This is a genomic window from Halobacterium sp. CBA1126, assembly GCF_009741975.1.
Classification (GTDB): domain Archaea; phylum Halobacteriota; class Halobacteria; order Halobacteriales; family Halobacteriaceae; genus Halobacterium.
Genome location: NZ_WPCF01000112.1, coordinates 1 through 7,696, shown reverse-complemented (window position 1 = coordinate 7,696; position 7,696 = coordinate 1). Strand labels below are relative to the sequence as shown.

At 70.4% G+C, this 7,696-nt stretch carries 6 protein-coding genes and 1 pseudogene; 6 read left to right on the top strand and 1 reads right to left on the bottom strand.

All coding sequences use genetic code 11. The annotated features are described in order from the left end of the window. A partial coding sequence (locus GJ634_RS12905; RefSeq protein WP_197425519.1) for a (Fe-S)-binding protein occupies positions 1–930 on the top strand: 930 nt, incomplete at its 5' end. 1 nt (position 931) lies between these two features. On the opposite strand, the pseudogene GJ634_RS12900 reads toward GJ634_RS12905, so the two are convergent. Next, positions 932–2,174, bottom strand: a pseudogene (locus GJ634_RS12900) (MFS transporter). Positions 2,175–2,408: 234 nt separating this feature from the next. On the opposite strand from GJ634_RS12900, the gene hemB reads away from it, so the two are divergent. The 5 genes from hemB to hemC form a co-directional block, all read left to right on the top strand. Then, complete coding sequence (gene hemB / locus GJ634_RS12895; protein ID WP_157503255.1) at positions 2,409–3,395, top strand: porphobilinogen synthase; 987 nt, start codon at positions 2,409–2,411, stop codon at positions 3,393–3,395. A 760-nt stretch (positions 3,396–4,155) separates the two neighbouring features. Continuing rightward, positions 4,156–5,493 (top strand): glutamate-1-semialdehyde 2,1-aminomutase, encoded by a 1,338-nt coding sequence (locus tag GJ634_RS12890; protein ID WP_157503253.1) that lies wholly within the window; start codon positions 4,156–4,158, stop codon positions 5,491–5,493. A 31-nt stretch (positions 5,494–5,524) separates the two neighbouring features. Continuing rightward, positions 5,525–5,995: a hypothetical protein gene (locus GJ634_RS12885; RefSeq protein WP_157503251.1), complete on the top strand. Its 471-nt coding sequence runs from the start codon at positions 5,525–5,527 to the stop codon at positions 5,993–5,995. 32 nt (positions 5,996–6,027) lie between these two features. Continuing rightward, positions 6,028–6,510, top strand: coding sequence for a hypothetical protein (locus tag GJ634_RS12880; RefSeq protein WP_157503249.1), 483 nt, complete (start codon positions 6,028–6,030; stop codon positions 6,508–6,510). A 281-nt stretch (positions 6,511–6,791) separates the two neighbouring features. Beyond that, positions 6,792–7,696 (top strand): hydroxymethylbilane synthase (gene hemC, locus GJ634_RS12875; RefSeq protein ID WP_157503247.1); only part of this gene is annotated, 905 nt, incomplete at its 3' end.

The window sequence follows — 7,696 nt, the reverse complement described above, 5'->3', positions numbered from 1 at the left end:
CAGATGAACAAGAACGTCGAGGAGGCCGTGATGAACGTCTTCCAGAAGGGCAACACGTTCGGCGACCCCGACCGCAAGCGCCCCGACTGGACCGACGAGCTGGACTTCGAGGTGCCCGACGCCCGCGAGCAGTCCGTCGAGTACCTCTGGTACGTCGGCGACTACCCGAGCTACGACGAGCGCAACCAGCACGTCGCGCGCTCCCTGGCGCGGGTGTTCGAGGAGGCCGGGGTCTCCTACGGCATCCTCTACGAGGACGAGCAGAACGACGGCAACGACATCCGGCGGGTCGGCGAGGAGGGGCTCTTCGAGATGGTCGCCGAGGAGAACATCGAGGCGTTCCGCGAGTGCGACTACGAGAAGGTCGTCTGCACGGACCCCCACTCGTACAACACGTTCAAGAACGAGTACGAGCAGTTCGGCTTCGAGGACGGCGACTCCGTCTACCACTACACGCAGGTCGTCGAGAACCTCGTCAACGAGGGCGCGCTCGGGCTCTCGGGGACGGAGCTCGACGACACCGTGACCTACCACGATCCCTGTCACCTGGGGCGGTACAACGGCGAGTTCGAGGCGCCCCGCGAGGTCGTCCGCGCGACCGGCGTCACGCTCGACGAGATGCCCCGGAACCGCTCGGAGTCGTTCTGCTGTGGCGGCGGCGGTGGCGGGCTCTGGATGGACTTCGACGAGGAGACCAAGCCCAGCGAGGAGCGCATCCGGGAGGCCTTAGAGGACACGGACGCCGGCCCGGACGTCGACCGGTTCGTCGTCGCGTGCCCGATGTGCATGACGATGTACGAGGACGGCCGGAAGACCGGCGGCTACGAGGACGACATCGAGATCACGGACGTCACCGAACTCCTCGTCGAAGCCATCGACGCGAAGAACGAGGGGAGCAGCGCGGGCGCGACGTCGGCGGCCGCGGACTAGCTCACCACTCGGTGTGCGCCCGCGCGCCGTGGGAGTGGACGAGCACGCCGAGGAAGGTGGCGACGCCGGTGAGCGCGAACGCGCCGCCGACGTAGAACGCCCACTCCATGCCGAACTGCGACATGAGGAAGCCGCCCAATACGGGCGCGAGCACGCTGCCCGGCCGCCAGACGAGTTCGCGCACGCCGAACGAGGAGGCGATGCCCTCGCCGTCGATGCCCTCGTCCGCGAACAGCGCCATGCTCGCGGGCTCGCGGAAGGAGTCCGCGACACCGAGCAGGCCGTTGACCGCGAGCAGCGGGACGAACGCCGGCGACAGCCGCCCAGAATCGGCATCGCGTCGGCAGTCCGAGCGCGCTCCCGACGGCGGGCGTGAGCGGGACGGCGAGCGCGACGAAGCCGTAGGCGGCGCCGCCCGCGGCGACGAACAGCGACCGGCCGTAGCGGTCGGAGAGCCGGCCCGTGAACGGCTGGAACAGCATGTTCGTGAACTTCTCGGCGCTGAGCACGACCGCGACGACGGTACCGCTGTACGCGAGCCCGCCCTCCGCGACCGCGAGCCCCGCGAACACGGCGACCCACGAGCGCACGAGCGTGACGGCGACGGCGTACTGCGCGCGGAAGCTCGTGAGCGTGAGGATGCGGCCGTTCAGCGCGAGGTCGCTGAACGGGAACCCCGTGACGCGGCTGTTGTCGGGGTCGAGGAGGAACCAGACGGCGACGAACGCGACGACGAACAGCACCGCGAGCACATAGAAGACGGGCTCGAAGCCGTAGCGGTCGAAGAGCACGCCCGCCGCCACGAAGCCCAAAAGCGACGCCGCGAACCGCCACGCGTTCGCCTTCCCGATGTAGTTCGCGCGCGTCTCCGCGGTCGCGAGCTCGCCGACGAGCGCGAGGCTCAACAGCCCCATCCCGGTCGCCAGTATCCCCTGGCCGCCGCGCACGGCGACGAGCTGCCACGAGGCATCGACGAGCGTGAACGCGTACGAGACGACGACGCCGAACGCGAGCAGCCCGAGGAAGATGGCGCGCTTGTCGTAGCGGTCGCCCGCCCACGACATCGGCACGACGACGAGCGTCTGCGTCGCCGTGAACCCCGTGTAGAACAGCCCGAGCATGATGCCCGAGGCGTCCAGGGCGTTGGCGTACTTCGGGAGGAGGACCGCGAGCGCGCTGAACCCGAACCCGCCCGCGAACCGCGAGACGTACAGCGAGTAGAGCTGGAGGCGGTCGCTGTCCACACTCGCCGGTAGCCCGGGTGTGTAAAGACGGTTGTGGAAGCCGGACGGCGGCAGGGTTCACACCACGCCACAGCAGAAGTAATGTCGGCCAGTGATACGGCCGGCATCCTGGCGGATTGAAAGGGCGAGCGCCGCGAGGGCTTTCAGGCGTCGACCACGCCAGCGTTTCGAACAGCGACAAGGACGAGCGCCGGTTCCGCGAACCCTTTTGGCGCGCGGCCCCGAGACCCGGGCATGGACCTGACGGACCGACCGCGGCGGCTGCGGCGGGACGGCGTGCGGGGGCTGGTCTCGGAGACGAGCCTGTCGCCGTCGGACTTCGTGGCGCCGGTGTTCGTGGACGCGACGACCGACGAGCGGGTGGCCATCGAGTCGATGCCGGGCCACGAGCGCGTCCCGGTCGAGGAGGCGGTCGCGCGCGTCGAGGAGGTGCTCGCGACGGGCGTGGAGGCGGTGATGGTGTTCGGCGTCCCCGAGTCGAAGGACGAGCGGGGGACGCGGGCGTACGCCGAGGACGGCGTGGTGCAGGAGGCCGTGCGCCGCATCAGGAGCGAGACGGACGCGTACGTCATCACGGACGTCTGCCTCTGCGAGTACACGAGCCACGGCCACTGCGGCGTGTTGGAGGAGGACGCCAGCGACGACCCCGACCTCACCGTGAAGAACGACGAGACGCTCGACCTGCTCGCGGCGACCGCGGTCTCGCACGCGGAGGCCGGCGCGGAGATGGTCGCGCCGTCGTCGATGACCGACGGGATGGTCGCGGCCATCCGGGAGGCGCTGGACGACGCGGGCTTCGCGGACGTCCCCGTCATGAGCTACGCGGCGAAGTACGAGTCGGCGTTCTACGGGCCGTTCCGGGACGCCGCGGACGGCGCGCCCGCGTTCGGCGACCGCCGGCACTACCAGATGGACCCCGCGAACCGCCGCGAGGCCACGCGGGAGGTCGCTCTCGACGTCGAACAGGGCGCGGACGTGCTGATGGTCAAGCCCGCGCTCCCGTACCTCGACGTGGTCGCGGACGTCCGCGAGAACTTCGACCGCCCGGTCGCCGCGTACAACGTCTCCGGCGAGTACGCGATGCTGCACGCGGCCGCCGACCGCGGCTGGCTGGACCTCGACGCGACCGCCCGCGAGTCACTGTTGTCGATCAAGCGCGCGGGCGCCGACCTCGTCGTGACGTACTTCGCGGAGCGCGTGGCAGAATCGCTGACCGAGTAATCCAATCACGGCTCGTCGCGCTCGCCGTTCGCGCCACCGCGCGGCTCACGCGTCGCTTCGCTCCGCGTTCGCTCGTCCGCGCGGGCTCCCTCCGGTCGCCCGCGCGCCCGCTTCGCAGGCGCTTCCCGGCAATTCTTGCGTCGGCGCGCGTCCACTCTCGCTCGCCGAACGCCCGGTTTTCTGGACGGTTTACGACCTTATACTGACTAAATCCGCTTGTAATTCGGGCGCTCGTCTACCGCACGGAATTATTATACCACGTTCATCAAGCAAACTTTTACATAGTATCCGGACCTGTGACTGAACTGTAGATGCGCGAAACGAACGCCCCGGTTTCGAGTCGGAGAGTGGACGTGCGTACATCCAACGATACGCCTGTGTCAGCCAGGCTCGGACTCGGCGGCGGACCCGCGCGGAACTCGGACTGTGTGCTCGCGCCCCGTGCAGGCGCTACCTCCGCGGCGAACGTGCCCCTACTCGGGTCCCCGGCCGGCGGCGTCGGTTCGCGCATCTCCCCGGAGGTGATATGCAAGTGACACGACCGCGACTGTGTCCGTAACCGCAGTGGACTGTGCTCACCGTGTGTTCGCCGGCCATCGTCGGACTGTGCTCGAACGGCCGGCACTCTTCCGTCGCTGTTCTCCGAACTCTCCCGTACGCGTCCGCCAGATAGCGTCCGGTCGCGCCCGCGAGGACGCCGACGACGCGCCGAACGCCTGACCCATCAGCTATTTTCCGGGACCCACCCTAGGGCGGGGGTATGAACCGCGAGACGTCACGCGACCTCTACGACCGCTCGCTCGACGTGCTCGTCGGCGGCGTGAACTCGGCCGTGCGGGCCGCCCCGCAGCCGTACCCGACGTTCGTCCGGAAGGGCGACGGCGGCCACGTCGTCGACGCCGACGGCAACCGGTACGTCGACTGGGTGATGGGCCTCGGCCCGCTCCTGCTCGGCCACGACCTCCCCGAGCCCGTCGAAGCCGCCGTCCAGCGCCGCACCAGCGAGGGGCCGATGTACGGCCTCCCAACGGAGCTCGAAGTCGAGCACGCGGAGTTCCTCGCGCGCCACGTCCCCAGCGTCGAGATGGTGCGGTACGTCAACACCGGCACCGAGGCCACCACCTCCGCGGTCCGGCTCGCCCGCGGGCACACCGGCCGGGACAAGATCGTCGTGATGCAGTCCGGCTACCACGGCGCCCAGGAGTCCACGCTCGTCGAGGGCGACAGCGAGGAGCGCGGGCCGTCCAGCGCGGGCATCCCCGCGGCGTTCGCCGAACACACCATCCCCGTCCCGTTCAACGACAGCGACGCCGTCACCGAGGTCTTCGAGGAGCACGGCGACGACATCGCGGCCGTCCTCGTCGAGCCGATCCTCGCGAACAAGGGCATCGTCGAACCCGTCGACGGCTACCACGAGACGCTGCGCGACCTCACCCGCGAGCACGGGTCGCTGCTCGTCTGGGACGAGGTCATCACGGGGTTCCGCGTCGGCGGCCTCGGCTGCGCGCAGTCGAAGTACGGCATCACCCCCGACCTCACGACGTTCGGGAAGATCATCGGCGGCGGCTTCCCCGTCGGCGCCATCGGCGGCCGCACCGACATCATGGAGGGGTTCACGCCCGTCGGCGACGTCTTCCAGGCCGGCACGTTCTCCGGCCACCCCGTGACGATGGCCGCCGGCCTCGAGACACTGCAGTACGCCGCCGAGCACGACGTCTACGAGCACGTCAACGCCCTCGGTCGACAGCTCCGCGAGGGGCTCTCGGAGATCGTCGCCGAGCAGGCGCCCCAGTACACCGTCGCCGGCACGGACAGCCTGTTCAAGGTGCTGTTCACGCGCGGCGGCGACGCCCAGTCCGGCGCCTGCGAGGACGGCTGCGAGCAGGACCCGGACTGCGACCGCTTCGACGCCTGCCCGAAGACCGGCGCCGACGTCGCCCGCGGCGCCGTCGACCGCTGGAACCGCGTGTTCCGCCCGCAGGTCTTGGACGACGGCGTCCTCCTCTCCCAGAACCAGTTCGAGTCCCAGTTCGTCGCCTACAGCCACACCGAGGAGGACGTCGAGCGCACGCTCGAAGCCTACCGGGACGCCCTCTAAGCTTTTCACGTCCCGCCGCGAACACCCGCGCATGGCTGAGACGCCCTCCACGGACGACACCGCAGCCGAGTTCGACGCGAACAGTAACCTGCCCCGCGAACCCGACTCGCGGTGGTGGTACTGGGTCGCCGCCGTCCCCGTCTACTACGTCGTCGGCACCGTCCTCGGGTTCCTCGTCGGGCTCGCCGCGTTCGTCTTCGCGCTCACCGGCGCCGGCACGATGAACCCCGAGATGGGCGTCCCGATGGGCGTCGGGTTCGGGTTCGCCGGCGTCTTCCTGCTCGTCGTCGTGCTCGCCGGCGTCGGCCTGCTGCTGTCGCTGGCGTTCCCGCTGGCCATCTACTACGACGCCACCGCCGTCGCCGACGCCCCCGGCCAGTGGAACCCCGACCCCGCGCTCTACGGCCTGCTCGGGCTCGCCGGCCTCGTCGCCCAGCCCCTGCAGGTGCCGCTGGCCGTCTACTACCTCTACCGGCGCCACGACTCCGTCGGCGTCCCGTGAGCTACAAACGCCGTGACCCCCAACGGGCGGCCATGAGTGAGCTCCGCGTGGACTCCCGGTGGTGGTACTGGATCGCCGCCGTCCCGCTCGTCACCGCGTTCTGGCTGGTGACCTCGGCGTGGATGTTCGTCGTCGTCCAGGTCGTCCCCGAAGCCGTCGTCGCGGACGCCGGCGACCTGCTCTCGCTGCCCGCGCTCGCGCTCGGCGTCCCCGCGCTCGCCGCGTTCCTCGTCCTACCGCTCGCGCTGTGGATGGACGCCCATGCATCGACGCCGCGGGCGGCGACTGGCCCGGCGACGACCCGACCGCCCCCGCGCATCGCCGTGCTCGCCGACGCCCTCGTCGTCGCCGGCAGCGTCCTCCTGTTCCGGGGCGCGACCCTCGGCGGCGTCGCCGTCGTCGCCGGCGCCGCCCTCGGCACGTGGGTCGCCGTCCGCTACCTCCGCGACCGCCGCGACCACGTCGCCATGCCCGCCTCCTTCTGGGAGTGGCGCGACGAACTGAGCGCGAACTGAGCGCGGGCGACCGCAGGAAGTGCTCGACTCGTTGCGTTCGACAGCAGCCGCGCGGCTCGCGGTTCCTGACGTCACCGCTCGCTCCACCGTGGTCTCCCTGCGGTCGACCACGCTGCTCGCGGGTCGTTCCACTCCCCGCTCGCTCGAACGTGGTCTCCCTCCGGTCGAGCACGCTGCTCACGCGTCGCTTCGCTCCGCGTTCGCTCATCACGTGGCTCGCTTCGCTCGCCACGCGCCCCGCGAACGCAGGGGGTTTCAACCCCGCGCGCCGAGAGACGTACATGAGCGACCCGATACGCCTCGCCACTCGCGGTTCGGACCTCGCGCTCCGGCAGGCCGGCGAGGTCAAAACCGAACTCGAAGAGCGTCGCCACGACGTCGAGCTCGTGGAAGTCGAGACCACGGGCGACCGCGTGGACGACGAACTCATCCAGGACCTCGGGAAGACGGGCGCGTTCGTGCGCTCGCTCGACCGGAAGGTCCTCGACGGCGACGTGGACGCCGCCGTCCACTCGATGAAGGACGTGCCGACGGACGTCCCCGACGACCTCGTGGTGGCGGCGGTCCCGCACCGCGAGAACCCCGCGGACGCGCTCGTCACGCCGAACGGCACCAGCCTCGAGAACCTCCCCGCGGGCAGCGTCGTGGGGACCGCGAGCCTGCGCCGGGGCGCCCAGGTTCAGGCGCATCGCCCCGACCTCGAGGTGGAGCCGATTCGCGGGAACGTCGACACGCGCGTGGAGAAACTCCTCGCGCCCGCGCTCCAGGACGAACACGAGCGCCGCACGGAGGCCGAGAAGGAGCGCATGAGCGAGGACGCCCGCCAGCAGGAGCGCGGCGACTACGAGGCCAGCGAGACCGTGGAGGAGGGCGTCGAGAACCTCGAGGACGACGAATCGGAGGGCGAGAGCGAGCCCGACAACCGCCAGAACGCGGAGTTCGACCAGCCGGTCGAGGAGTGGTTCGAGTCGCTGTCGCCGCTCCAGCAGTCCGCGCTCGGCCGCGAGGTCGAGACCGAGTACGACGCGGTCGTGCTCGCGCAGGTCGGCCTCGAACGCACGGGCCTCACGCACCACGTCCACGACGAGGAGCTCTCGACGAACACGCACGTGCCGGCGCCGGGGCAGGGCGCGCTCGCGATCACCGCGCGGAAGGACAGCGACGCCGCGGACGCGCTCCGCGACGC